The organism is Agromyces sp. NPDC058110 (assembly GCF_042884735.1).
GTDB lineage: Bacteria > Actinomycetota > Actinomycetes > Actinomycetales > Microbacteriaceae > Agromyces.
This window is the reverse complement of sequence record NZ_JBHVTI010000003.1, coordinates 472,505-496,929: the sequence shown is the minus strand read 5'-3', so window position 1 is coordinate 496,929 and position 24,425 is coordinate 472,505. Positions and strand designations below refer to the sequence as shown.

The window sequence follows — 24,425 nt, the reverse complement described above, 5'->3', positions numbered from 1 at the left end:
GGATGCCGGCGGCTACGCCGAGAGGTAGGTGAGCAGGTCGGTGCGCGTGATGACGCCGAGTGCCTTGCCGCCGTCGGTGACGAGCATCGCCTGGGCGTCGGCGAACGCGGATCGTGCCGCGGCGACCGGCTCGTTGACGCCGATGAGCGGCAGCTGCGGGCCGACCACGCCGCCGACCTCGTCGGTGAGCTTGACCTGCCCCGTGAAGACGAGGTCGAGCAGCACGTCCTCGGTGATCGTGCCCTTCACCTCGCCGAGCACGACCGGGGGCTCGGCCGAGAGCACGAGCACCTGCGAGACGCCGGTCGTGGCCATGAGGTCGATCGCCTCGCGCACGCTGTCGTTCGGGTGCACGTACACGAGCGGGGCCGTGCGGTCGGCCTTCGTGGCGAGCACGTCGGCGATCGTGTGGCCGGCGGGCGCGTTCGAGAAGCCGTAGGCGCGCATCCACTTGTCGTTGAAGATCTTGCCCAGGTACCCGCGGCCGCCGTCGGGCAGCAGCACGACGAAGACGTCGTCGGGCGAGGCGTCCTTCGCGGCGCGGAGGGCGGCCGCGACGGCCATGCCGCTCGAACCGCCGACGAGCAGTCCCTCCTCGCGGGCGAGGCGCCTGGTCATCGCGAACGCATCGCGGTCGGAGACGGCGAGCACCTCGTGCGGAACCGCCGGATCGAACGTGTCGGGCCACATGTCCTCGCCGACGCCCTCGACGAAGTACGGGCGACCCGTGCCGCCCGAGTACACCGAGCCCTCGGGGTCGGCCCCGATCACGCGCACCCGGTCGCCCGAGACCTCGCGCAGGTAGCGGCCCGTGCCGGTGATCGTGCCGCCCGTGCCGATGCCGGCCACGAAGTGCGTGATCCGGCCCTCGGTGTCGTTCCAGATCTCAGGACCCGTGGTCTCGTAGTGCGCCCGCGGACCGTTCGGGTTCGCGAACTGGTTCGGCTTGTAGGCGCCAGGCGTCTCGCGCACGATGCGGTCGGACACGCTGTAGTACGACTCGGGCCCGTCGGGTGCGACCGACGTCGGCGTCACGACGACTTCGGCGCCGTAGGCGGTGAGCACGTTGCGCTTCTCCTCGCCGAACTTGTCGGGCACGACGAAGATGCAGCGGTAGCCGCGCTGCTGCGCGACGAGCGCCAGCCCGACGCCGGTGTTGCCCGACGTCGGCTCGACGATCGTGCCGCCGGGTTGCAGCAGGCCGTCGCGCTCGGCCGCATCGATCATGCGGGAGGCGATGCGGTCCTTGACCGAGCCGCCCGGGTTCAGGTACTCGAGCTTCACGAGCACGGTGGCCTGCGTCGCGCCCTCGACCACTCGGGTCAGCTTCACGAGCGGGGTGTTGCCGACGAGGTCGACGATGGATTCTGCGTACTTCATGCGAGGGATCTCCCCTGGGTGTCGTCATCGTGGTGCGCCGGGCGAGACCCGCTCAGCGGGCGCACGGCGCGAAAGGTCATGGTCGGTCGGAACGACGACAACAACAACACGTGATCAGCACGAGAGACACCCTACCCTGTGGTCGCCTGACTCGCGCGGCGACGCCGGTCTCGGCCCGTGCCGGCGGCGAACACCGCCTCGGAGTCCTCGAGCGCCATGCCCTTGGTCTCGGGCACCTTCCAGAACACGAAGATGAACGAGAGCACGGCGAACGCCGCGTACATCGCGTAGGTCCAGAACAGCGAGAACTCCGACATCGGCGGGAAGCTCACGGTGATGAGGAAGTTCGCGATCCACTGGGCCGCGGCCGCGAGTCCGAGCGCCCGGCCGCGGATGCTGTTCGGGAAGATCTCGCCGAGCAGCACCCACACGAGCGGGCCCCACGAGAAGCCGAACGCGACCACGAAGAGGTTCGCCGCGACCAGCGCGATGGGGCCCCAGGCGCCCGGCAGGGTCACCTCGCCGTCGACCGTCACCGAGTTCGCGAACGCGATCGCCATGGTGGCCAGCGTGACCGCCATGCCGGTCGAGCCGATGAGCAGCAGCGGGCGCCGGCCCACCTTGTCGACCAGGGCGATCGCGATGAACGTCACGACGATGTTGGTGACCGAGGTGAGCACGCTGATCGTGAACGAGTCGGACTCGTCGAAGCCGACGGCCTTCCAAAGCGTCGTCGAGTAGTAGAAGATCACGTTGATGCCGACGAACTGCTGGAACACCGACAGCAGGATGCCGATCCAGACGATGCCCTTGAGCCCGAGCACCGGGCCGCGGAGCGTGCCCTGCGCCTGGGCGACCTCATCGCGGTGCAGCGATCCGGTGATGTCGGCGACGGCCTTCGCCGGGTCGGGGGTTCCGATGCGCTCGAGCACCTCCTCGGCCTGCTTGTCGCGGCCCGCCTTGACCAGGTAGCGCGGCGACTCGGGCAGCAGGAGGGCGATCACGCCGTAGACGATCGACGGCACCGCGCAGGCGATGAACATCCATCGCCAGGCCTCGAGCCCGAACCAGAACGGCTGGTCGGCGCCGCCCGCGGCCGCCGCGAACAGCGCGTCGGAGAGCAGCGCCGCGAAGATGCCGAACACGATCGCGAGCTGCTGCAGCGACGCGAGCCGCCCGCGTATCGCGCTCGGCGAGATCTCGGCGATGTACGCGGGAGCCACGACCGAGGCGATGCCGATGCCCATGCCGCCGAGCACGCGCCAGACGATGAGGTCGACGACGCCGAACGCGAAACCCGCACCGATCGACGAGACGAGGAACAGCACCGCGCCGATGACCATGACCGGGATGCGGCCGAACCGGTCGGCCAGACGGCCCGCGAGCTCGGCACCGATCGCGCAGCCGAGCAGCGCGCTCGCGACCGCGAAACCCGTGACCGCCGCGGAGAGCGAGAACTCGTCTTGGATCGCATCGACGGCGCCGTTCACGACCGACGAGTCGAATCCGAAGAGGAACCCGCCGACGGCGCCGGCTGCTGCGAGCCCGATGACCTTCCGGTTCACGTTCTTCGGCAACTTCTGCGCGTCGCCCTTGACCTCGCTCATCGGATCCCCCTCGCCCTCATCGGCGTTCCCCCGGCCGTGCTGCCGAGCCTATCGCGCCAGCCCCGGCAGTTGCGCGGATTGCTCCTGCTGTCGCGAGAGCGTCGCGTACACGCCGTCGGCCGCGACGAGCTGGGCGTGCGTGCCCTGCTCGACGATGCGGCCCGCGACGACGACGAAGATCACGTCGGCCGAGACGATCGTCGACAGCCGGTGCGCGATCGCGATCGTCGTGCGCCCCTTGGCCGCGTCGTCGAGCGCCTGCTGCACGACCCGTTCGGAGATGGTGTCGAGCGCGCTCGTGGCCTCGTCGAGCACGAGCACGGGCGGGTCCTTCAGCAGGACGCGGGCGATCGCGATGCGCTGCTTCTCGCCGCCCGAGAGGCGGTACCCCCGCTCGCCGACCACGGTCTCGTAGCCGTCGGGGAACGAGGCGATCGTCTCGTGGATGTTCGCGGCCCGCGCCGCCGCCTCGAGCTCGGCATCGGTCGCGTCGGGCTTCGCGTAGCGCAGGTTCTCGGCGATCGAGGCGTGGAACAGGTAGGTCTCCTGGCTCACGATGCCGATGTTGCCCACGAGCGACTCCTGGCGGAGCTCGCGCACGTCGTCGCCGGCGAAACGCACGACGCCGCCCGTGGCCTCGTACAGCCGCGGGACCAGGTACGACACCGTCGTCTTGCCGGCGCCCGACGGACCGACGAACGCGGCGAACTGGCCCGGCTCGATCACGAAGCTCACCCCGTCGAGCGTGGGCACCGAGTCGTCGGTCGCGTCGGGGTAGCGGAACGTCACGTCCTCGAACTCGACCCGCCCCAGCGCCGTCGCGGATGCCGCATCGGCCGGCCCACGACGGCCGGCCCCGGGCGTCTCGCCGGCCGCGACCTCCCTGGCGTCGGGCGCATCGATGATCGTCGGACGCAGGTCGAGGTACTCGAAGATGCGCGCGAACAGCGCGCTCGAGGTCTGCAGGTCGAGCGAGACGCGCATGAGCGCCATGAGCGGGAACAGCAGGCGCGCCTGCACGGTGGTGAACGCCACGATCGTGCCCGCCGTGACATCCGAGGCGCCGTTGTCGATGAGCAGGCCAGACACCAGGTAGACGATCGCGGGGATCGACGACATGAAGATGTTGACCAGCGCGAAGAACCATTGCCCGGTCATCTGCTGGCTCACCTGCAGGCGGATCTGGTTGCGGTTCTCGTCGGCGTAGCGGTCGATCTCGTTCTGCTGCCGCGTGAACGACTTCGAGAGCAGGATCCCCGACACGCTCAGGGTCTCCTGCGTGATCGCCGTCATCTCGGAGAGGGACTCCTGCGTCTCGCCCGCGATGCGCGCGCGCACCTTGCCCACGCGGCGCTGGGCGTAGACCATGAACGGCATCAGGATGAGCGCGACGATCGTGAGCTGCCAGTTCAGCAGCAGCATCGCGATGAACGCCGAGATCACCGTGACCGTGTTGCCGAGCACGCTCGACACCGTGTTCGTCAGCACCGAGGCGACGCCGCCCACGTCGTTCTGCAGGCGCGACTGGATCACGCCGGTCTTCGTACGGGTGAAGAAGCTCAGCTCCATCGACTGGAGGTGCGTGAACATGCGCACGCGCAGCGCGCCCATGACGTTGTTGCCGATGGTCGCGGTCATCCACGTCTGCCAGACCCCGAGCAGTGCCGAGAACACGAAGACCACGATCATCGCGCCCACGATCCAGGCGAGCACCTGCAGGTTCGGTCCCGTCGTGGCCCCCTCGTTCGCCGGGTCGGGCGGGAACAGCCCCTCGTCGAACGCGCGCTCGGTGAGCAGCGGCGGGATGACGCTGAGCGCGGCACCGACGAGCACGAGCACCACGACGACCGTCAACTGCCCCCGGTGGGGCCGGAACAGCTCGGCGATGCGGCCGAGCAGGTTCGGGATCTTCGGCGCCTCGGCGTTCTCGGCGCGCTGGGCGGACTCGTCTGCCCCCGAGATGCGCGTGCGCGGCTTGCCGAACTTGCCCGTCTGCGCCCCAGGCGGACTCTGGTGCATGCTCATGGGCCAACCCTACGTCGGCCTTCGGACCCGGGCGCCGACGGCGGAGCGTGCGGGCGCGCGGCGCGGGCGGGCGCGGAGCGGGCGCGCGCGGGGCGGGCGGCGCGCCGGGCAGAGGGCGAACGGATGCCGCGGGCCCCCGCCCGCGGCATCCGTCTCCCCCTGCCCGCGAGGCCGCGCTACCCCTTGGTCGCCCCCGCGAGGAGCCCGCGCACGAAGTACCGCTGCAGACTGAAGAACACGATCAACGGGATGATGATCGAGATGAACGCGGCAGCCGTCAGCAACTGCCAGTCCTGGCCCCTGGTGCCGACCAACTCCGCCAATCGTTGCGTGATGGGCGCCACGTCTTGCGTGCCGCCGGAGAAGATCAGCGCGACGAGCAGGTCGTTCCAGACCCAGATGAACTGGAAGATCGCGAACGACGCGAGCGCCGGGGTCGCGAGCGGCAGCACGATGCGGAAGAACACCTGGCCGTGCGTGGCGCCGTCGACCCTCGCCGCCTCGATGACGTCGGCCGGGATGTCGGAGATGAAGTTGTGCAGCAGGAAGATCGCCAGCGGCAGGCCGAACATGGCGTGCGCGAGCCAGAGCGGCAGGTAGTTCTGCTCGGGGATGATCGGGATCATGTCGTGCAACCAGGCCTGCATCGGCCGCAGCACGGTCGAGAAGATCTGCAGCAGCGGCACGAGCGACATCTGCAGCGGGATGATCTGCAGCGCGAACACGAAGATGAACAGCCAGTTCAGCCACTTGAACTTGATCCACGCGAACGCGTACGCCGCCATGGCTGCGAACACGAGCGTGATCAGCGTGCCGAGCACGGTGATCGCGATCGAGTTCACGATGTAGGCGCCGAGCTGCGGTGACGACGACGACGCCGAGAACAGCACGTCCTGGTAGTTCTCGAGCGTGAAGCCCGGGTTCTGGAAGATCGTCCACCAGCCCGTGGTGCGGATCAGCTCGGCCGGTCGGAACGACGAGATCAGCAGGCCGAACGTGGGAATGGTCCAGAGCACGGCGATGATGATCGAGGCGATCGTCGCCGTGCGCGAGGTGAGGCGCTTCTTGACCCGACCCGCCTTGGTGTCGGGCTCGTGCTCGGCGACCTCCGCGGCCTCGCCGTCGGCGAGCTCGCGGTCGATCGGCAGTTCGGCGGGGGCGACGCTGCTCATCGGATCTCCCTCTGCTTGCGGAGCACGTTGACGTTGTAGATGACGATCGGCAGCACCATGACGAACAGGATGAGCGCGAGGGCCGAGCCCCGCCCGACCTCGCTCGCCCGGAACGCCTGGGTGTACATCTCGTTCGCGACGACGCTGGTGTTGAAGTTTCCGGCGGTCATCGTTCTCACGATGTCGAAGACCTTGAGCGTGGCTATGGAGATCGTCGTGAACACGACCACGAGCGAACCCCGGATGCCGGGAACGGTCACGTTCATGAACCGCTGCCACGCGTTGGTGCCGTCGAGCTGGGCGGCCTCGATCTGCTCGGTCGGCACGCCCTTGATGGCCGCGCTCAGCAGCACCATCGCGAAGCCCGTCTGGATCCAGATCATGATGACGATCAACAGGATGGTGTTGATCGGGTCGGTCTGCAGCCACTGCACCGGATCGCCGCCGGCCGCGACGACGATCGCGTTCAGCAGGCCGATCTGCTCGCGGTCGCCCGAGCGGTACTCGTAGACGAACCGCCAGATGACGCTCGCGCCGACGAACGAGATCGCGATCGGCATGAACAGGATCACCTTGTAGAACTTCTCACCGCGCGAACGGTCGATGAACACCGCGTAGGCGAGTCCGATCACCGTCGAGATGACGGGCGCGAGCGCCACCCACACGATCGTGTTGATGAGCGTGCGGATCGCCGCGGGCTGCGTGAACATCCAGACGAAGTTGTCGAGGGTCCAGTCGCCCCCCTTGTCCTGGAAGGCGAGGATGCTCGTGCGGATGGCCGGGTACACCAGGCCGACCGCGAGGAAGATCATCGCCGGAGCCAGGAACCCGGCGAGCTGCCAGTAGTCGCGCCCCTTCTTGGGCGCCTTGTCGATGAAGAAGATGAGGAGGCCGACGACCGCCGCGAACACGGCGAGCCCCATCACCACCTGCAGGATCTTGCCGAGCAGATCGGCCGTGGTCATCGCGCCTCCCGGATTCGTCGCTGAATGCAGTCGTCGTGGAACTGGGTTGCCGAGGGGTGGGGCTCTGGGAACCCCACCCCTCGACTCTGCCGCATACTCCGGTCAACCCGGGTGCGACACGAGGTGGATCAGCTGGCGGGCCAGCTCGCCTCGATGGTGTCGAGCACCTGCTTGGTGTCTTCACCGCCGACCCAGGCGACGATGCCCTTCCAGAAGGAGTCGGCGCCGACGGCACCGGGCATCAGGTCGGATCCGTCGAACCGGAACGTGGTCTCGGGGTCCTGGAGGATCTCGATGGACTGCACGAGCAGCTCGCTCGACGCGTTCTCGGGGTCGACACCCGTGTTGGCGCTGACCACGCCGCCGAGGCTGACGCGGTTGTTGGCCCAGGTGTCGCTCGACAGGTACGCGCGAACGGCCTCGACCTCTTCGGCGTCGCGGAACGCGACGGGGAACTCGCCGCCGCCCGTGACCGCCTGCGGGTCGTCGGCGTTCACCGGCGGCAGCAGGAAGCCGAACACGTCGCCGTCGGACGCGACCTTGACGGCGTCGCCGCCGTCGGGGTTCCAGAAGGTCTCGTAGAACGAGGCCTGGTGGTGCAGCGAGCACTCGCCGTCGACGATCGGCAGGCCGGCCGTCTGGAACGCCTCGGTCACGAGGGTCGACACGTCGCCGATGCCGCCGTTGACCATGTCGTCGCTCTTCAGGTACTCGCCGACCGAGTCGAACGCCTCGGCGATCTGCGGGTCGTTGAACGGGATCTCGTGCGTGACCCACTGGTCGTACACGTCGGCGCCGGCCTGGCGGAGCACGAAGTCCTCGACCCAGTCGGTGCCCGGCCAACCGGTCGCGTCACCCGACTCGAGGCCGACGCACCACGGCTTGTGGTCGCCCTCGGCCGCGATGGTCTCGGAGAGCGTCTTGAGCTCGTCGAGCGTCTTCGGGATCTCGTAGCCCTTCTCCGAGAACTCCGTCGGCGAGTACCAGACGTAGCCCTTGATGCTGGCCATGAGCGGCGCGGCGTAGAAGGTGTCGTCGTAGGTGCCGTACTTCTTCCAGTCCTCGGACCACCACTTGTCGACGTTGTCCTCGACGGGCTGCGACGCCGGGATGAGCCAGCCGCCGTCGGCGAGGCGTGCGAGCAGGCCGGGCTGCGGCACGATGCCGATGTCGGGCGCGTTGCCGCCCTCGGCCAGCACGGCGATCTGGGCCTCGAACTCGCTCGAGCCCTGGTAGTCGATCGAGATGCCGGTGCACTGCTCGAAGTCGGCCCACGACTCGTTCAGCCGGTCGGCCTCGAGGTCGAGGATGGTGCCCGCGATGGTGACCTCGGCTCCGTCGAACGTGCCGTACGCCTCGTAGTCGGCGCAATCGACGTCGCCGGCCTCTTCGTTGGCGATGTCACCGGTGCAGGCCGTGAGCGTGAGGCCGAGTGCGGCGGCCGCCACGAGCGATGCCGTCAAACGGCGATGCCCTCTGGTTCTCATGTCTTCTCCTCGTCGAGTAGCGAATGTGGTGCAGGGGCGGATCCGGAAACGGTTCCAGTGAACACGCTAGGCGACGCCGCGATGAGCGCACAACCACTTCGTGATCACGATCCGGACAAGCCCACGGGCATCGCACCGCCCTCGGTGGGAACGCTCTCACGCTGCACCGAGGCGGAGCCACCGCTCCCGCCCACGCGGGCACCGCGCGAGACGTGCGCAGCATCGCGCACGGTGGAATCGGTTCCACTCGAGCCGCACCTGCCACTACGATCAGGCTCGGAACGTCCCGACGGAGGGAGGCGCCGATGCCGGCCATCGACGATGTCGCGCGCTTGGCCGGCGTCTCCAAGGCCACCGCCTCGCGTGCGCTCTCGGGTCGCGGCCACGTCGCCGACGACACCCGCCGGCGGGTGCAGCGCGCGGCCTCCGAGATCGGGTACATCGCCTCCCCCGACGCGGCGAGCCTCGTGACCGGTCGCACCAAGAACGTCGGCGTCGTCATCCCGTTCGTGAACCGCTGGTTCTTCGGCGCCGTGCTCGACGGCATCGAGCGCACGCTCCTGTCGGCCGGGTACGACCTCACGCTCTACAACCTCCCGCGCGAGGGGCCGGAACGCGCCCGCGTGTTCGAGTTCTTCCTCGCGCGCAAGCGCGTCGACGCGGTCATCGTGATCGGCGTCGACCTCACCCCTCACGAGATCGGCGGGCTCGAGCGGCGCGAGAAACCGGTCGTGAGCATCGGGGGCAGCGGCGAGGTGAGCGCGAGGCTGGCGGTCGACGACCTGGGCGTCGGCGTGCTCGCGGCCTCGCACCTGCTGCACCTCGGGCACAGCCGAATCGCCCACCTCGCGGGCACAGGTGCCGCCGCCGAGCCGGCGAGCGTGCCCGGGTTGCGAGCGGCCGGCTTCCTCGAGACGACGGATGCCGCGGGCCTCCCCCGCGCGTCCGCCCACGGCTTCGCGGGCGACGCGGCGTCGGGCGACCCCGAGACCGCCGGCGCGATCGTCGTCGAGGCCGAGATGAGCATGGCCGGCGGCTACGAGGCGGGACTCCAACTCCTGGGGCATCCCGCCCATCGCCCGACCGCGGTGTTCGCGGCATCCGATGAGATGGCGTTCGGGGTCATCCGTGCGGCCGAGCGGCTCGGCCTCTCGGTGCCGCGCGACCTCTCGGTCATCGGCGTCGACGACCACGAGAACGCCGCGCTCTACGAGCTCACGACCATCGCGCAGTCGCCGGCCGAGCAGGGGCGGCTCGCGGTGGAGGTCGCCCTCAGGCTGCTCGGCGCCGACGAGCAGCCCGACGCACCGGCCGATCCCCTGCCCGACTCGGGGGCGCCCATGTCGACGCGGCTCGTCGTGCGGGGCAGCACGGCCCGACCGTCGGGCTGACGCGGCCGGTCAGGCGGCGTCGCCGACCGAGATCGCCTCGGCCTCGACCTGCGCCGACTCGGGTTCGCCGTCGACGCGGCGCAGCGCGCGGTGGCCGAGCACCACGATGAGGGCCGCGATCACGACCGACCCGGCGGCCGCGTAGTACGGCGCCTCGGGCGAGATGAGGCGGGCCAGCTCGGCCGCGACGGGCGGGGCGACGGCGCCGCCGAGGAACCGCACGGCCGAGTAGGCGCTCGAGGCGACCGAGCGCTGCAGGTCGGTGGCCTCCATGACGCACTCGGTGAGCACGGTGTTCAGCACGCCGAGCACGAGCCCGCCGGCGACGATCCAGACCACGAGCCACGTGGGCGAGTCGATCGAGAGGCCGGCTGCGGCGAGCACGACCGCCAACAGGGGCAGTGCGATCCAGAGCACGCGGGTGCGCGGCATCCGTGCGGTGAGCAGCGGCGCGACGAAGACCGACGTGATCGCGAGCGCGACGCCCCACCCGAAGAAGGTGAAGCCGAGGCCGAGCGCGTCGAAGCCGAGCGGGAACGGCGAGTAGGCCAGCAGTACGAAGAACCCGATGTTGTAGAACAACGCGGCGCCGGCGAGCACCGCGAGCGCGGGCTGGCGGAGCGCCCTGATCGGAGCCGAGAGCCGTGTCGGCTCGGGCTTGGCCGCATCGGGGTCGCGCTTGAGCAGCACGACGATCGCGATGAACCCGATGGCCATGAGCACCGCCGTGCCGAAGAACGGCCCCCGCCAGCTGACGTGACCGAGCAGTCCTCCGAGCAGCGGTCCGATCGCGATGCCGAGGCCGAGCGCCGCCTCGTACAGGATGATCGCCGACGCCGTTCCGCCCGACGCCGCGCCGACGATGGTCGCGAGCGCGGTCGAGATGAAGAGCGCGTTGCCGAGGCCCCAGCCCGCGCGGAACCCGATGATCGACTCGACGTTCTGCGAGAGTCCGGCGGCGGCGGCGAACACCACGATGAGGGCGAGGCCGATGAGCAGGGTCTTCTTGGCGCCGATGCGGCTCGAGACCCAGCTCGTGCCGAGCATCGCGAACCCGGTCACGAGCAGGTAGCTCGTGAAGAGCATCTCGGTCTCGGTGGGCGTGGCCTGCAGGCTCTCGGCGATCGCCGGGAGGATCGGATCGACGAGCCCGATGCCCATGAACGCGATGACGCTCGCGAAGGCGACGGCCCAGACTGCCTTGGGCTGCGTGAGGATCGATGCGGATGCCGCGTGGCCGCCGTGCGTCGTCGCGGCGGGCGTTGCTGCCGACGCGACCGCGGGCCGTGCTCCCGTCTGCGCGCTCATGCCGACTTCCCCTCGCGGAGCGCCTCGCGCGCCTGCTCGAGCCGCGAACGCACGATCTCGACCGAGTCGGCGAGCGTCTGCAGTTCGTCGTCGGAGAGGTCGGCGAAGGTGGGCTCGAGGGCGGCCGTGATCTCGTCGCGCCAGGCGGCGAGCGCCTCGAGGCCGGTCGGGTCGACCGAGATGAGCCACGCTCGTGCGTCGTCGACGTCGGCGATGCGCCGCACCCAGCCGCGCTCGTCGAGCGTGCGCACCAGCTTGGTCATGGTGGGCTGGCTCACCCGGCTGACGCGGGCGAGCTCGCCGAGGCGCATGGGCCCGAGGTCGCGGAGCACGCTGATGGTGCGCCAGATCGCGGGCGATTCGGTGTTGCCGCTCGCGGAGGCGGCGAGCCTGGTCAGCCGGTTGTTCACCGACACGAGGTCGCCGAGCACGGTGCGGAGTTCTGAAGTCACGCCCTCCAGTATACATAGCTTGGCTATGCAAATTGGCGGAGCTCGAGGCCGGAGATGACGGATGCCCCGTGGCTCATGACGAGCCACGGGGCATCCGTGTGCGTGGTGACGCGGGTCACCTCAAGCCGCGAGCGCCGAGGACCGGCGCACGGGATTACTTGAGGGTGACGGTCGCGCCGGCCTCCTCGAGGGCAGCCTTCGCCTTGTCGGCGGTCTCCTTGTTCGCGCCCTCGAGCACGGCCTTGGGAGCACCGTCGACGACGGCCTTGGCCTCGCCGAGGCCGAGCGAGGTGAGCTCGCGGACGACCTTGATGACCTGGATCTTCTTGTCGCCGGCAGCCTCGAGGATGACGTCGAAGGAGTCCTTCTCCTCAACCTCTTCGGCAGCGGCGCCGGCGCCGCCGGCGACGGCGACCGGGGCGGCCGCGGTGACTTCGAACTTCTCCTCGAACGCCTTCACGAACTCGCTGAGCTCGACAAGCGTCAGGCCGGCAAACTGCTCGAGCAGCTCTTCGGTGGTGAGCTTCGCCATGATGTATCTCCTAGATTTCTGGGGTTTCGTAACGAGATCGTCGGGCGCTTACGCGGCCTCGGCGGTCTCCAGCTTTTCGCGAAGCGCGTCGATGGTGGCGGCAGCCTTGCCCATCGTCGCCTTCATCATGCCCGCAGCCTTCGCAAGCAGAACCTCACGGCTCTCGAGCGAGGCGTACTTGTTGACCTCATCGGCGTTGAGGGTCTTGCCCTCGAAGACGCCGCCCTTGATCACAAGCGCGGGGTTCGCCTTGGCGAAGTCACGCACGGCCTTGGCGGTGGCGACGAAGTCACCATGCACGAAGGCGACGGCGGACGGACCGGTGAGGTCGTCGTCCAGCGTCGTGATCCCCGCGTTGTTCGCGGCGATCTTGGTCAGCGTGTTCTTCACCACGGCGTAGTTCGCGTCCTGACGGATGCTGTTGCGCAGCTGCTTGAGCTGGGCAACCGTCAGGCCGCGGTATTCGGTCAGCAGAACGGCAGCAGAGCTCTCGAACAGGTTCGTGAGTTCGGCAACCGAGGCTTCCTTGTTCGCCATGGCCACTCCTTGTGTACTCAACGTGCATCACGGTGGCGATGCACGGCCTGGAGCGCTGGAACGTTTCGGGAAAAGAAAAAAGCTCCGGCGCAGTTGCGCGGAGCTCAGCCCGATCTCTCGGAGAAGTCTTCGTCACACCTGCGCGGGCCCTTGCTTTCGCAAGACTTCGGTCGGCTCTCCGAGTGCGGAACACCCGGCAGCACGACAACCAGCGGTCTTCGGCTCTGGACCACGTTACCGGATGCCGCGGCAACCGCCAAATCGACGCCGGCCCGCAGCATCCGCACCTTTTTCGCATCGACGGGAATAGTTGACCGAAGTCCAAAGTTGACTCAATGCAACCAATTATATATAGTTGCCGAATATCAACTTGTTCTACGTAAGGATCAACCGTGACTTCTGTGGCTGACAAGCCCGCAACGGGCACCGCGCCGGCCGAGTCCGCGCCGCGCTCGCCCCGAGAGGTGATCACCGCCATCTCGGGTCTCGTCATCGGCATGTTCGTGGCCGTGCTCTCGGGCACGATCGTCTCGACCTCGATGCCCGTCATCATCGCCGACCTCGGCGGCACCCAGTCCCAGTACACCTGGGTCATCACCGCGAGCCTGCTCGCGACCGCCGTCTCGACCCCGATCTGGGGCAAGCTGGCCGACCTCGTCGACCGCAAGGTGCTGATCCAGCTCTCGCTGATCCTCTACACCGCTGGCACCGTGCTCGCCGGGTTCTCGACCGACACCAACATGCTCATCGCGACCCGCGTCGTGCAGGGCCTCGGCGTCGGCGGCCTGATGTCGCTCGTCATGATCGCGATCGCGCTCATCATCTCCCCGCGCGAGCGCGGCAAGTACATGGGCGTCGTCGGCGGCATCATGGCGCTCGGCACCATCGGCGGCCCGCTGCTCGGCGGCGTGCTCACCGACGCCTGGGGCTGGCGCTCCAACTTCTTCATCGGCGTGCCGATCGCGATCCTCGCGGTCGTGGTGCTGCAGTTCACGCTGCACCTGCCCAAGCCGCAGCGCGACCGCAAGGTGTCGATCGACTACTTCGGCATCGTGCTCATGGCCGTCGGCGTCTCGCTCCTGCTCATCTGGGTCTCCATGGGCGGCAGCCAGTTCGAGTGGGACTCGGCCACCAGCTGGGCCCTCGCCGTCGGCGCCGGCGTCTCGCTCGTCGCGTTCGTCATCGTCGAGTTCTTCGTCAAGGAGCCCATCGTGCCGATGACGCTCTTCAAGAACCGCACCTTCACGCTCTCGGTCATCGCCTCGATCGGCGTCGGCGTCTCGATGTTCGCCACCTCGGTGTTCCTCGCCCAGTACTTCCAGCTCGCGCGCGGCGCCACGCCGACGGAGTCGGGCCTCATGACCATCCCGATGATCGTCGGGCAGATGGGCATGTCGATCATCATCGGCCAGCTCGTCAGCCGCTTCGGCAAGTGGAAGGGCTGGATGGTCACCGGTTCGGTGCTGATCATCGCCGGCGTGAGCCTCATGTCGACCCTCCGCTACGACACGCCGTTCGCACTCGTGGCGCTCTTCATGGTCGTGCTCGGCGCCGGCCTCGGCATGGTCATGCAGAACCTCACGCTCATCGTGCAGAACGACACCCCGCCCCAGCAGCTCGGTGCCGCCAGCTCGAACGTGAACTTCTTCCGCACGATCGCCGGCACCATCGGCGTGACCATCATGGGCTCGGTGCTCGCGACCAAGGTCGGCGACTACATGGTCGACGGCCTGAAGGGCTTCACCCCCAGCTCGCCCGACGAGATCACCGCGCTCCAGAACCTCTCGAGCGGTGACGTGCCCAAGGTCTCGGCCCTGCCCGACACGATCCGCGCGATCGTCGAGGGGTCGTACGGCCACGGCATCGCCGACGTGTTCATCATCGCCATCCCGCTCGCCGTGCTCGGCCTGATCGCCATCGCGTTCCTGCCGAACAAGAAACTCTCGACCAAGTCCGCGGGCGACCAGCTCCGCGAGCAGGCCGAGGAGTCGATCATCGAGACCGCCGAGGCCGAGATCGGGGCTGCCATGACCGCATCGGTGCCGGTCGTCCGGGCCGATGGCACGGATCGCACGGATGCCGCGGCGAAGGCCGCGGGGCCGAGCGCCCGCTAGCATGACCACCGTGACCGAGGCCCCGCGTGCAGCCGACGAGGCGATCGCCGACGTCGAGCAGCAGATGAGCGTGCTCTTCAGCAGGGCGCGCACCATCTGGAAGGAGGCCGCCCAGCAGGTGCATCCCGACCTGCAGCCCGCGGCCTACAAGCTCCTCTCGACGATCGTGCGACTGGGCACGACGAACGCCCACGTGCTCGCCGAGATGTTCGAGATGGACAAGTCGGTGGTCAGCCGCCAGCTGCGCATGCTCGAGGAGTTCGGCCTGGTCGAGACCCGACCCGACGAGCGCGACGGGCGGGTGCGCGTGCTCGCCGCCACACCCGACGCCATCGAGCGCGTCGACCGGGTGCGGTCGGGCAACCAGCAGCGACTGCGGGACGTGCTCATCGAGTACCCCGAGTCGGAGCTGCGCAACTTCGCCGAGCTGATCAGGCGCATCACCGAGGCCTGACCCGGTCACGACGCGTGCACGAACGGCCCGCCCTCCATCGTGGAGGGCGGGCCGTTCGCCGTGATGCCGCCGCTACTCCCCCGGCGCGGCGGGCAGGCGCACCGTGAAGACGGTCGAACCGGGCTCGCTCTCGACGTCGACCCGACCCGCGTGCGCCTCGACGACGGCGCGCACGATCGCGAGGCCGAGGCCGGTGCTGCCGGCTCGACGCGACCGCGAGGAGTCGCCCCTGGCGAAGCGCTCGAACAGCGAGCCGAGCAGCTCGGGCGGAATGCCGGGGCCGTCATCGGTCACGCGCAGCACGACGAGGTCGTCGCCCCCGACGCGCTCACGGTCGATCGAGGCGACGACGTGCGTGCCCTCCGGCGTGTGCACCCTGGCGTTCGCGAGCAGGTTCGTGACGACCTGGCGCAGGCGCGGCTCGTCGCCGACGACGGTCGTCGCGGCATCCGTCACGCGCACCTCCCAGTCGTGGTCGGGGCCCGCCGCCTGCGCGTCGCCGACCGCCTCGCCGAGCATGCGCTCGAGGTCGACGGGCAGCGCCGCCAGCTCGCGGCCCTCGTCGAGCCGCGCGAGCAGCAGCAGGTCTTCGACGAGCTCGGTCATGCGCACCGACTCGGCCTCGATGCGCGAGATCGCGTGGGTGACGTCGGGCGGCAGTTCGCCGCCGTGCAGGCGCGTGAGCTCGGCGTAGCCGCGGATCGACGCGAGGGGCGTCCTGAGCTCGTGCGACGCGTCGGCGACGAAGCGGCGCACCTTGCGCTCGCTGTGCTCGCGCGCGGTGAGCGCCGAGGCGACGTGGCCGAGCATGCGGTTGAACGCCGTGCCGAGTCGGCCGACCTCGGTGCGCTCGTCGTCGACGGGCACGCGCTCGGTCAGGTCGACGTCGCCGCGATCGAGCGGGCGCTCCGAGACCGCCTGGGCGGTCTCGGTCACGCGCTCGAGCGGCTGGAGCGCGCGACGCACGACGAACGGGCCCACGGCGAGCGCGAGCAGCAACCCCCCGAGCGCCACCACGGCGACGGTGATCGCGAGCTGCGTGGTCTGGGCGGAGACGGTGTCGAGCGGCAGCGCCAGCACGATGCGCACGTCGGGCGCGATCTCGACGGCGAGGGAGCGGTAGTCGCCGAGTCCGCCCGCGGTGACGGTGTGCACCTGGCGGTCGAGCGGCACCTCGCCGAGCGCAGCCGTCGCGACGGGACCCGCCGGAAGGAACTGCCCCTGCGAGATGTAGGCGCCGTCGGACTGGTCGCCCGCGAAGATCGCCCCGAGCGTGCCGTCGGGCTGGCCGGGCACACTGAGGAACTCCCGGACTGCCAGGCCCGGGTTGGTCGGGACGTTCGGACCGGTCGCCCCGTCGGCCCGTTCGGCCGCGGCGCGAAGGCTCGAGTCGAGGCGCTCGACGCTCGACGCGTGGAAGAGGGTCACCGTGGCGACGCCGATGACGGCGCCCATCGCGATGAGGAGGCCGGCCACGAGCGCGAGCAGGCGGCGGCGCAGGGTCCACGCCGCGCGGACGCCGCCGGCGCGCGGCGACCCCTGCGGCGTGCCGGTCGCACCCGGCGATCCCGCCTCGAGCTCGAGCAGCGCGAGCCCGCCGGTGCTCGCCCGTTCGGCGTCGGCCCGCGCGGCGGCGGCGTGGCCCGGGTCGCCCGGCTTCGTCATCCGGCTGCCTTGATCATGTAGCCCGCACCGCGCACGGTGTGGATCATCGGCTCCCGCCCCGCGTCGATCTTCTTGCGCAGGTACGAGATGTAGAGCTCGACGACCGACTCCTTGCCGCCGAAGTCGTACGACCACACCCGGTCGAGGATCTGCGCCTTGCTGAGCACCCGGCGCGGGTTGCGCATGAGGAAGCGCAAGAGCTCGAACTCGGTCGCCGTGAGCTCGATCGGGGTGCCGTCGCGCTCGACCTCGTAGCTGTCCTCATCGAGCGTGAGGTCGCCGACGGAGAGCACCGGGTCCTTCGCGGCGGCGAGCGTCAGCGACGAGCGGCGGATGAGTCCGCGCAGGCGCGCGACGACCTCTTCGAGGCTGAACGGCTTGGTGACGTAGTCGTCGCCGCCTGCGGTCAGGCCGGCGATGCGGTCGTCGAGGGAGTCCTTGGCCGTGAGGAACAGCACGGGCGTCTCGGTGCCGTCGGCGCGCACGCGTTGCAGCACCTCGAGCCCGTCGATGTCGGGGAGCATGATGTCGAGCACGATCGCGTCGGGCCGGAACTCGCGGGCGACCTTCACGGCGCTCAGGCCGTCGGCCGCGGTGCGAACGTCCCACCCCTCGTAGCGCAGGGCCATCTTCAGCAGGTCGGTGAGCGAGTGCTCGTCGTCGACCACGAGCACGCGGACCATGGATCCGTCGCCCTTGGCGATCTGGGGGGCTCGATGCGGTGCAGCGGTCGTCATGTCTCCAGTATCCGCGCCGGACTATGCGTTTCCTATGAGCCGGACTATGCGTTTCCTATGAGCTTCTTGTGCGGATGCCTCGCGGTCGCGGAGCGGATGCCTCGCGCTTGCGTCCGCTGCGACGCCCGCGCCGAGCCCGCAACACCTCATGGCCGATTCATAGGCACCGGCAAGGGCCGGCAAAGCGCCGCTCCATACCGTCGTGCTCGGCGCCCCGCCCGGGGTGCACCTCCCGACCCCGAGGATTCCCATGTTCTTCACGTACCTCCGGCGCGAGCTCGCCGGCCGCCGCAGGCAGACGGCGATCATCGCCATCGGCATGGCGCTCGCGATCGCGCTCGTCATCATCGTCAACTCCGTCGCCTCGGGTGTGAAGGCCGCGCAGGCCTCGGTGCTCGAGTCGGTGTACGGCGTCGGCACCGACATCACCGTGACGCAGTCGCCGACGCCCCCCACCGAGGGCGAGGGCGGCGGAGGGCCGCGCTTCGAGTTCGACTCGGGCGACGGCACCACCACCGACGGCACGACCGAGATCAGCCAGTCCCGCCTGATGGCCGGCTTCGGGTCGAGCACGTTCGACGCGAGCGCCCTCGACACGGTGCTGGGCGTCGACAACGTCGCAGCGGCCTCCGGCACGCTCTCGCTCACGAACACGACGTTCAACGGCGAGATGCCCGACTTCAGCCAGATGCAGCAGGGCGCCGACCAGGGCGCGGAGGGCGGCTCGACCGACCAGCAGCAGGCGCCCCCGCAGGGCGGCCCCGACGGCGCGGGCGGCAGCGCGTTCGACGTCGACTCGTTCAGCGTGCTCGGCCTCGACCCGTCGGCCGACGCCATCGGCCCGCTCTCGGCGGTCTCGCTCTCGGAGGGGCGCACGCTCGACGCCGATGACGCCGGTGCCCACGTCGCCGTGCTCGACGCCGACTACGCCACGAGCGCCGAACTCGCCGTGGGCGACACGCTGAACGTCGGCGGCACCGACTTCGAGATCGTCGGCACCGTGACCTCGAACGCCGCCGACTCGGCGAGCGCGTCGAACGTGTACATCCCGCTCGACGTCGCCCAGGCCCTGTCGGGCGAGGAGGGCATGCTCTCGAACATCTACGTCCAGGCGGCATCGTCGACCGACATCTCCCAGGTGCAGGCCGACATCGAGGCCGCACTGCCCGACGCCACCGTGTCGACGCAGGAGGACCTCGCCTCCAGCGTCTCGGGCTCGCTCAGCACCGCGTCGGACCTCGTCTCGAACCTCGGCCTCTGGCTCTCGCTCGCCGTGCTCGTGGCCGCGTTCCTCATCGCGATCCTGTTCACGATCTCGGGCGTCACGCGCCGAACGCGCGAGTTCGGCACGCTGAAGGCGATCGGCTGGTCGAACCGACGCATCGTCGGCCAGGTCGCGGGCGAGTCGCTCGTGCAGGGCCTCATCGGCGGCGCGCTCGGCATCGCGATCGGCCTCGTCGGCATCGTCGTGATCAACGTCATCGCCCCGACACTCTCGGGCAGCGCCTCGAGCGGCGGGTTCGACATGGCCGGCGGCCCCGGCGGCGGCTCGGCCGGAGGCGACGCGGCGGCCGCAGGCGGCGGGCGATCGTTCGGCGGCCCCATGGGCCAGACCGCGGCGGCCACGACCGAGGTCGCGCTGAACGCCCCCGTCACCGTGTCGGTCATCGCCATCGCCGTCGGCATCGCGATCCTCGGCGGCCTGCTCGCCGGTGCGATCGGCGGCTGGCGCGCCTCGCGACTGCGCCCCGCCGAGGCGCTGCGGAGCGTCGGCTGACGCCGACCACCGGCATCCGACCGCCCACGAAACGAAGGACACCATGTACACGCTCACGAAACTCACGAAGACCTACCAGCAGGGCAACCGCACCGTGCACGCGCTCAAGAACGTCGACCTGCACATCAGGTCGGGCCAGCACGTCGCGATCCAGGGCCCGACGGGCGGCGGCAAGTCGACGCTGCTGCAGATGCTCGGCGGGCTCGACCGGCCGACCTCGGGCACCATCACCATCGGCGACGACGACATCTCGAAGATGGCCGACGCGAAGCTCGCGAAGATCCGCGCGAAGGAGGTCGGGTTCGTGTTCCAGAACTTCAACCTCATCCCGACGCTCACGGCGCAGGAGAACGTCGAGACCGCGCTCGAACCCCTCGGCGTGTCGGGCGAGCAGCGCGCGAAGCGGGCCGCCGAGGCGCTCGCGTCGGTCGGCCTCGCCGAACGCGCAGGCCACCTGCCGAGCGAGCTCTCGGGCGGCCAGCAGCAGCGCGTCGCGATCGCGCGGGCGCTCGTCAAGGAGCCCGACGTGCTGCTCGCCGACGAGCCCACGGGCGCGCTCGACGAGGAGACCCGCGACGAGATCCTCGAGATCCTCGAGGGCCTGCACCGCGACCGCGGGCTCACGCTCATCGTGGTGACGCACGACTCGGCGGTCGCCCGGCGCGCCGAACGCCGCCTGCACATCAAGGCGGGCACCGTCACCGAGCGCTGACCCCGCCGACGCCGGCCACGTCCCTCAGGCAGACGGATGCCGCAGCCCGCCACGTGCGGCTGCGGCGTCCGTCGTCTCTGCGACCGTGTCGCGATGTCGCGGGTCGGCGCCGGGGCGAGATGCAGGCACGGCCGATTCGGGCCCGGGCCAGAGCGGATCCACAGACTCGGCGCATACCGTCGAGGAGATGTCCCACCCCGAACCGCCGCACCAGCCCGACCAGCCCATCGACGCCCGTGGAGTGTCGGAGCATCCCGAACTGGCCGGCGCCGACGAGATGACGGATGCCGACCGCCGCCGCATGTACCGCCGTCGCCGCACGCTGGCCGTCGCCGCCGTCGTGACCGTGCTGGCGGTCGGCTGCGGCTTCGTCGCCATCGGCTGGGCCTCGGCGACGCAGGGCGAGGCGACGCCCGGCGAGACCGCGCGCGACTCGGTCGAGGTGCAGGAGTCCGCCGCAGAGGCCGATGCCTCGGCCGAGCCCGACTCCGGGCTCCGACTCGACTGGTCCTCGCTCGACCCCGCCGTCTCGGCGCAGATGCAGTACGTCGACGACAACTGGACGTCGACGTGGAGCGACGAGTACGGCTTCATCGACGAGAACGACTGCATGGACTTCGCGAGCCAGTCGCTCATCGCCCGCGGCTGGGTCGAAGACGACGAGTGGTGGTACTCGGTGGGCGACGCCTACTCGAGCTCGGCCGCCTGGCGCAGCTCGACGGCGTTCATGGAGTACCTCGAGTCGCGGCCCGACCTGGCCACCATGCTCACCGACGACCAGCGCGACCAGGTGAAGGTCGGCGACATCGTGCAGTTCGACTGGGACGACTCGGGCGACCGCGACCACACCGGCATCGTCACGGCGGTCGTGACGAACGACGACGGCTCGACCGACATCCTCTACGCCGGGCACACGGATGCCACGTGGGACCGCTCGGTCGACTACGCGATCACCGAGATGCACCCGGGCGGCGTCGCGACCTACTGGAGCATCGCGGACTGACCCCGCGTCGGCGTCAGCGGGCTCGCGTCAGGGTGCTCGCGTCAGCAGGCTCGCGTCAGGGTGCTCGCGTCAGCGGCTGGCCGCGAGCTCGCGGTCGAGCCGTGCGGCGAAGTCGACCACGGGCTCCGATGCGCGTGCGCCGAGCCAGATCGAGACCGCGACGGCGCCCTCGGGCCGCATCCACTCGTCGAGCCAGGCGTCGACGGCCGCGACCAGCCTCGAACCCCGAGGCGCGATGCCGGAGCGCGACTCGCGGAAGACCCAGTGCACGCCCATGCCGCGGGGGGCGTCGACGGGAACGATCTGCATCGCGTTCAAGACCTCGATGATCACGAGGCCCGTCGCATCGGGGGCGCAGTCGGCCAGACGCGAACGGATCGCCGCGAGGTCGCCGGAGTCGCCGGCGAAGAGCATCGCGGGGCCGGGCTCGCGCCGCGGACGCATGCGGCTCACCATCGCGCGCACCTCGGCTCTGAGATCGAGGCGATGCGGGTTCGCTGGGCGGGTCGGGCAACTGGCACGGGTTCAGTTTAGGTAAGGCTTACCTGTTCGGCAACCGCCGTCGATGAGCTCCCAGCGATCCATGAGGATCAGGGCGGCGCCACCCGCCGAGCGCCCGAACGGATGTCGGACGGCAGGCGTAGACCGGAGGCATGGAGATCACGCACATCAATCCGGAATCGATGCACTCCAGCCCGGCATTCAGCCAGGGAGTGCTCGTCAGCGGCCCGCACAGCACGCTCTACGTCGGCGGGCAGAACGGGCGCAACCCCGACGGCAGCGTCGTCGAGGGGGGCCTCGGCCCGCAGACCGTTCGAGCGCTCGAGAACGTGCTCGCGGTGCTCGCCGAGGCCGGCGCCGACCAGACCAACGTCGTCTCGCTCACCATCACGCTCGCAGGCGGCGCCGACGCGAACGAGGGGTTCGCGGCTTCCGCCGAGGTCTGGGGGCGGCATCGCACGACGGTGCAGGTCAACCAGGTCGCCTCGCTCGCGAACCCCGAGTTCCTCGTCGAGGTGAGCGCGGTCGCCGTCATCCCCGCCTGAGCGGGCGCGTACCGCGACGTAGGGGACCGTTCAGCCAGACGTTCGTCCGAAGAACCCCATCGAGCCCGCCAATCCGGCGTCGTGCTCGTGTCGAACCACCTCCCGCGGGAGTTCCCGCCCGCACCCGACGGAGGCGACATGACGCACGAACCCACGCAGCCCGCACGAGCCGCCGCGCCCGCGCAGCCCGCGCAGCCCGCGCAGCCCGCGAGCGGCGATCGGGGCGCATCGGGCGGCTCGCGCTGGCGCTGGTGGTCGCTCGCGGCCCTCGCGGGCACCATCGCGGCGGCGGTGTTCCTCGCCGCGGCCGAGCTCGTCGCACTGCTCGTCGCGCGCGACGGCAGCCCGATCCTCGCGGTGGGCTCGTTCGTGATCGACATCGTGCCGCGCTGGGCGAAGGAGCTCGCCATCGAGCTCTTCGGCGCGAACGACAAGCTCGCACTGCTCGGCGGTCTCGGACTCGCGGTGCTCGTGGCCGCCGCGATCTCGGGCGTGCTGCAGTTCGTGCGCCCCCCGCTCGGCGCGGTCGCCCTCGGCCTCGCCGGCGCGCTCTCGCTCGCGGCCATCGTCACCCGCGCGGGCGCGACCCCGTTCGCCTGGCTGCCTCCCGTCGTGGGCACGGCCGCCGGCGTCGTGGTGCTGCACCTGCTCGTGAGCAGGCTCCGCGCCTGGCGTGACGCCGTCGAGGCGGAGGCGGTCGGGCGCGCCGCCGCGACCGGCGAGGCGGCAGCCGCTGCGGCCGCCGCCGCGGCCAGCGCGGCGGAGGCGCAGTGGGCGCCGCGTGCGTCTTCGCCCGAACGTCCGGAGCGTGCGGCCTCGGCGGAGGAGGCGTCGGCGACGACCCGGTCGGCGGCGCCCCCGGTGACCCGGGCGACCACGACGACGACCGCGACGGCACCTGCCGATCCCGGCGAACGGGCGAAGCGCGGCCGCCCCGCGGCATCCGTCGACCGTCGCGGGTTCTTCGTGCTCGCAGGGCTCGCCGCGGCATCCGCCCTGGTGGTCGGCGTCGGCTCGCGCGTCGCCGGCGCTGCGACGAGCTCGATCACCGCGATCCGCAAGGCGCTGAAGCTGCCCGCGCCGAAGTCGACCGTGAAGGTGCCCGACGGCGCCGAGCTCGACATTCCGGGTCTGACGCCCCTCTACACGCCGAACGCCGACTTCTACCGAGTCGACACCGCCCTGACCGTGCCGTCGGTCGACCCGTCGACGTGGCGTCTCGTGGTCGACGGCATGGTCGGCGAGCGCGTGGAGCTGAGCTTCGACGACCTCGTGGCCATGGGACTCGACGAGTACTCGATCACGCTGACGTGCGTGTCGAACGAGGTCGGCGGAGACCTGCTCGGCACCGCGAAGTGGCTGGGCGTGCCCGTGCGCGACGTGCTCGCGATGGCGGGGCCGAGCGCCGAAGCCGACATGGTGCTCTCGCGCAGCGTCGACGGGTTCACCGCATCGACGCCGCTCGGTTCGCTCACCGACGACGGCCTCGACGCGATCCTCGCGGTCGCCATGAACGGCGAACCGCTGCCGCTCGAGCACGGCTTCCCGGTGCGGATGGTCGTGCCCGGCCTCTACGGGTACGTCTCGGCGACGAAGTGGCTCACCGAGCTGAAGGTCACGCGTTTCGACGCCGACGAGGCGTACTGGACCCCGCGCGGCTACAGCGCGAAGGCGCCGATCAAGCTCTCGTCGCGCATCGACACCCCTCGCCTCGACAAGACGGTCGACGCCGGCACGACCGTGATCGCCGGCGTCGCCTGGGCCCAGACGGTCGGCATCGACCGGGTCGAGGTGAAGATCGACGACGCCGACTGGCAGCTCGCGACCCTCTCGAACCCGGTCAACGCCGACACCTGGGTGCAATGGTTCCTCGAATGGGAGGCGACGAGCGGCACCCACAACGTGACCGTGCGCGCCACCGACCGCGACGGCAACCTGCAGGTCGAGGAGCGCGCCCCGATCGCCCCCGACGGCTCGACCGGGTGGCAGCGGCGGCTCATCCGCGTCGCCTGACGCACCGAAATCGCCGTCCGCAGGTGGGCGGCCCGCGATACTCTCTTC

21 protein-coding genes are annotated in these 24,425 nt (G+C 70.2%); 8 read left to right on the top strand and 13 right to left on the bottom strand.

Annotated elements, in window-relative coordinates; translation table 11 throughout:
* Window positions 1–12: 12 nt before the first annotated feature.
* The 6 genes from ACFVS8_RS09825 to ACFVS8_RS09800 form a co-directional block, all read right to left on the bottom strand.
* The gene (locus ACFVS8_RS09825) at window positions 13–1,380 is read right to left on the bottom strand and encodes a cystathionine beta-synthase (protein ID WP_387060932.1); all 1,368 of its coding nucleotides are present in this window, start codon (window positions 1,378–1,380) and stop codon (window positions 13–15) included.
* A gap of 131 nt (window positions 1,381–1,511) precedes the next feature.
* Window positions 1,512–2,987 carry a sugar porter family MFS transporter gene (locus ACFVS8_RS09820; protein WP_387060930.1) on the bottom strand — a complete coding sequence of 492 codons (1,476 nt, stop codon included), beginning with the start codon at window positions 2,985–2,987 and terminating at the stop codon, window positions 1,512–1,514.
* Window positions 2,988–3,035: 48 nt separating this feature from the next.
* Window positions 3,036–5,012, bottom strand: coding sequence for an ABC transporter ATP-binding protein (locus ACFVS8_RS09815; RefSeq protein ID WP_387060929.1), 1,977 nt, complete (start codon window positions 5,010–5,012; stop codon window positions 3,036–3,038).
* Window positions 5,013–5,188: 176 nt separating this feature from the next.
* Window positions 5,189–6,184, bottom strand: a complete 996-nt coding sequence (locus ACFVS8_RS09810) for a carbohydrate ABC transporter permease (protein WP_387060927.1) — start codon at window positions 6,182–6,184, stop codon at window positions 5,189–5,191.
* The gene (locus ACFVS8_RS09805; RefSeq protein ID WP_387060924.1) at window positions 6,181–7,149 is read right to left on the bottom strand and encodes a carbohydrate ABC transporter permease; all 969 of its coding nucleotides are present in this window, start codon (window positions 7,147–7,149) and stop codon (window positions 6,181–6,183) included. The genes ACFVS8_RS09810 and ACFVS8_RS09805 overlap by 4 nt, the downstream gene beginning before the upstream one ends.
* Window positions 7,150–7,277: 128 nt before the next feature.
* Window positions 7,278–8,636, bottom strand: coding sequence for an ABC transporter substrate-binding protein (locus tag ACFVS8_RS09800; protein WP_387060922.1), 1,359 nt, complete (start codon window positions 8,634–8,636; stop codon window positions 7,278–7,280).
* Window positions 8,637–8,941: 305 nt separating this feature from the next.
* Between ACFVS8_RS09800 and ACFVS8_RS09795 the strand changes: the two genes are divergently transcribed.
* Entirely contained in the window at window positions 8,942–10,027 is a 1,086-nt protein-coding gene (locus ACFVS8_RS09795; RefSeq protein ID WP_387060919.1) for a LacI family DNA-binding transcriptional regulator, read from the top strand.
* A gap of 9 nt (window positions 10,028–10,036) precedes the next feature.
* Here the strand turns inward: ACFVS8_RS09795 and ACFVS8_RS09790 are convergent, their stop codons facing one another.
* From ACFVS8_RS09790 to rplJ, 4 genes are all read right to left on the bottom strand, one after another.
* Window positions 10,037–11,335, bottom strand: a complete 1,299-nt coding sequence (locus ACFVS8_RS09790) for an MFS transporter (protein ID WP_387060917.1) — start codon at window positions 11,333–11,335, stop codon at window positions 10,037–10,039.
* Window positions 11,332–11,787: a MarR family winged helix-turn-helix transcriptional regulator gene (locus tag ACFVS8_RS09785; protein WP_387060914.1), complete on the bottom strand. Its 456-nt coding sequence runs from the start codon at window positions 11,785–11,787 to the stop codon at window positions 11,332–11,334. Before ACFVS8_RS09785 ends, ACFVS8_RS09790 begins: the two co-directional genes overlap by 4 nt.
* 154 nt (window positions 11,788–11,941) lie before the next feature.
* On the bottom strand, window positions 11,942–12,319 hold the full coding sequence (gene rplL, locus ACFVS8_RS09780; RefSeq protein WP_387060912.1) for a 50S ribosomal protein L7/L12: 378 nt from the start codon (window positions 12,317–12,319) through the stop codon (window positions 11,942–11,944).
* Window positions 12,320–12,367: 48 nt separating this feature from the next.
* On the bottom strand, window positions 12,368–12,856 hold the full coding sequence (gene rplJ, locus ACFVS8_RS09775) for a 50S ribosomal protein L10 (protein WP_387060909.1): 489 nt from the start codon (window positions 12,854–12,856) through the stop codon (window positions 12,368–12,370).
* A gap of 392 nt (window positions 12,857–13,248) precedes the next feature.
* Here rplJ and ACFVS8_RS09770 point away from each other — a divergent pair, with 392 nt between their 5' ends.
* Together ACFVS8_RS09770 and ACFVS8_RS09765 are read left to right on the top strand one after the other, a co-directional pair.
* Window positions 13,249–14,970, top strand: a complete 1,722-nt coding sequence (locus ACFVS8_RS09770; protein ID WP_387060906.1) for a DHA2 family efflux MFS transporter permease subunit — start codon at window positions 13,249–13,251, stop codon at window positions 14,968–14,970.
* Window positions 14,971–14,980: 10 nt separating this feature from the next.
* Window positions 14,981–15,424, top strand: a complete 444-nt coding sequence (locus tag ACFVS8_RS09765) for a MarR family winged helix-turn-helix transcriptional regulator (protein WP_387060903.1) — start codon at window positions 14,981–14,983, stop codon at window positions 15,422–15,424.
* 72 nt (window positions 15,425–15,496) lie between these two features.
* Here ACFVS8_RS09765 and ACFVS8_RS09760 read toward each other — a convergent pair whose 3' ends face one another.
* Both ACFVS8_RS09760 and ACFVS8_RS09755 read right to left on the bottom strand, forming a co-directional pair.
* Window positions 15,497–17,089 (bottom strand): sensor histidine kinase, encoded by a 1,593-nt coding sequence (locus tag ACFVS8_RS09760; protein WP_387060900.1) that lies wholly within the window; start codon window positions 17,087–17,089, stop codon window positions 15,497–15,499.
* The gene (locus ACFVS8_RS09755) at window positions 17,086–17,826 is read right to left on the bottom strand and encodes a response regulator transcription factor (protein ID WP_387060897.1); all 741 of its coding nucleotides are present in this window, start codon (window positions 17,824–17,826) and stop codon (window positions 17,086–17,088) included. Before ACFVS8_RS09755 ends, ACFVS8_RS09760 begins: the two co-directional genes overlap by 4 nt.
* A 250-nt stretch (window positions 17,827–18,076) precedes the next feature.
* Between ACFVS8_RS09755 and ACFVS8_RS09750 the strand changes: the two genes are divergently transcribed.
* From ACFVS8_RS09750 to ACFVS8_RS09740, 3 genes are all read left to right on the top strand, one after another.
* The gene (locus ACFVS8_RS09750; protein ID WP_387060895.1) at window positions 18,077–19,603 is read left to right on the top strand and encodes an ABC transporter permease; all 1,527 of its coding nucleotides are present in this window, start codon (window positions 18,077–18,079) and stop codon (window positions 19,601–19,603) included.
* A gap of 43 nt (window positions 19,604–19,646) precedes the next feature.
* Window positions 19,647–20,315, top strand: coding sequence for an ABC transporter ATP-binding protein (locus ACFVS8_RS09745; protein WP_387060893.1), 669 nt, complete (start codon window positions 19,647–19,649; stop codon window positions 20,313–20,315).
* A 187-nt stretch (window positions 20,316–20,502) separates the two neighbouring features.
* A complete protein-coding gene (locus tag ACFVS8_RS09740; RefSeq protein WP_387060891.1) occupies window positions 20,503–21,318 on the top strand; it encodes an amidase domain-containing protein in 816 nt (271 codons plus the stop codon).
* 69 nt (window positions 21,319–21,387) lie between these two features.
* Here ACFVS8_RS09740 and ACFVS8_RS09735 read toward each other — a convergent pair whose 3' ends face one another.
* On the bottom strand, window positions 21,388–21,774 hold the full coding sequence (locus ACFVS8_RS09735) for an SIP domain-containing protein (RefSeq protein ID WP_387060889.1): 387 nt from the start codon (window positions 21,772–21,774) through the stop codon (window positions 21,388–21,390).
* Window positions 21,775–21,971: 197 nt separating this feature from the next.
* Between ACFVS8_RS09735 and ACFVS8_RS09730 the strand changes: the two genes are divergently transcribed.
* A complete protein-coding gene (locus ACFVS8_RS09730; protein WP_387060886.1) occupies window positions 21,972–22,364 on the top strand; it encodes a RidA family protein in 393 nt (130 codons plus the stop codon).
* Window positions 22,365–22,502: 138 nt separating this feature from the next.
* Window positions 22,503–24,377 (top strand): molybdopterin-dependent oxidoreductase, encoded by a 1,875-nt coding sequence (locus tag ACFVS8_RS09725; RefSeq protein ID WP_387060884.1) that lies wholly within the window; start codon window positions 22,503–22,505, stop codon window positions 24,375–24,377.
* The last annotated feature ends 48 nt before the right edge of the window (window positions 24,378–24,425 follow it).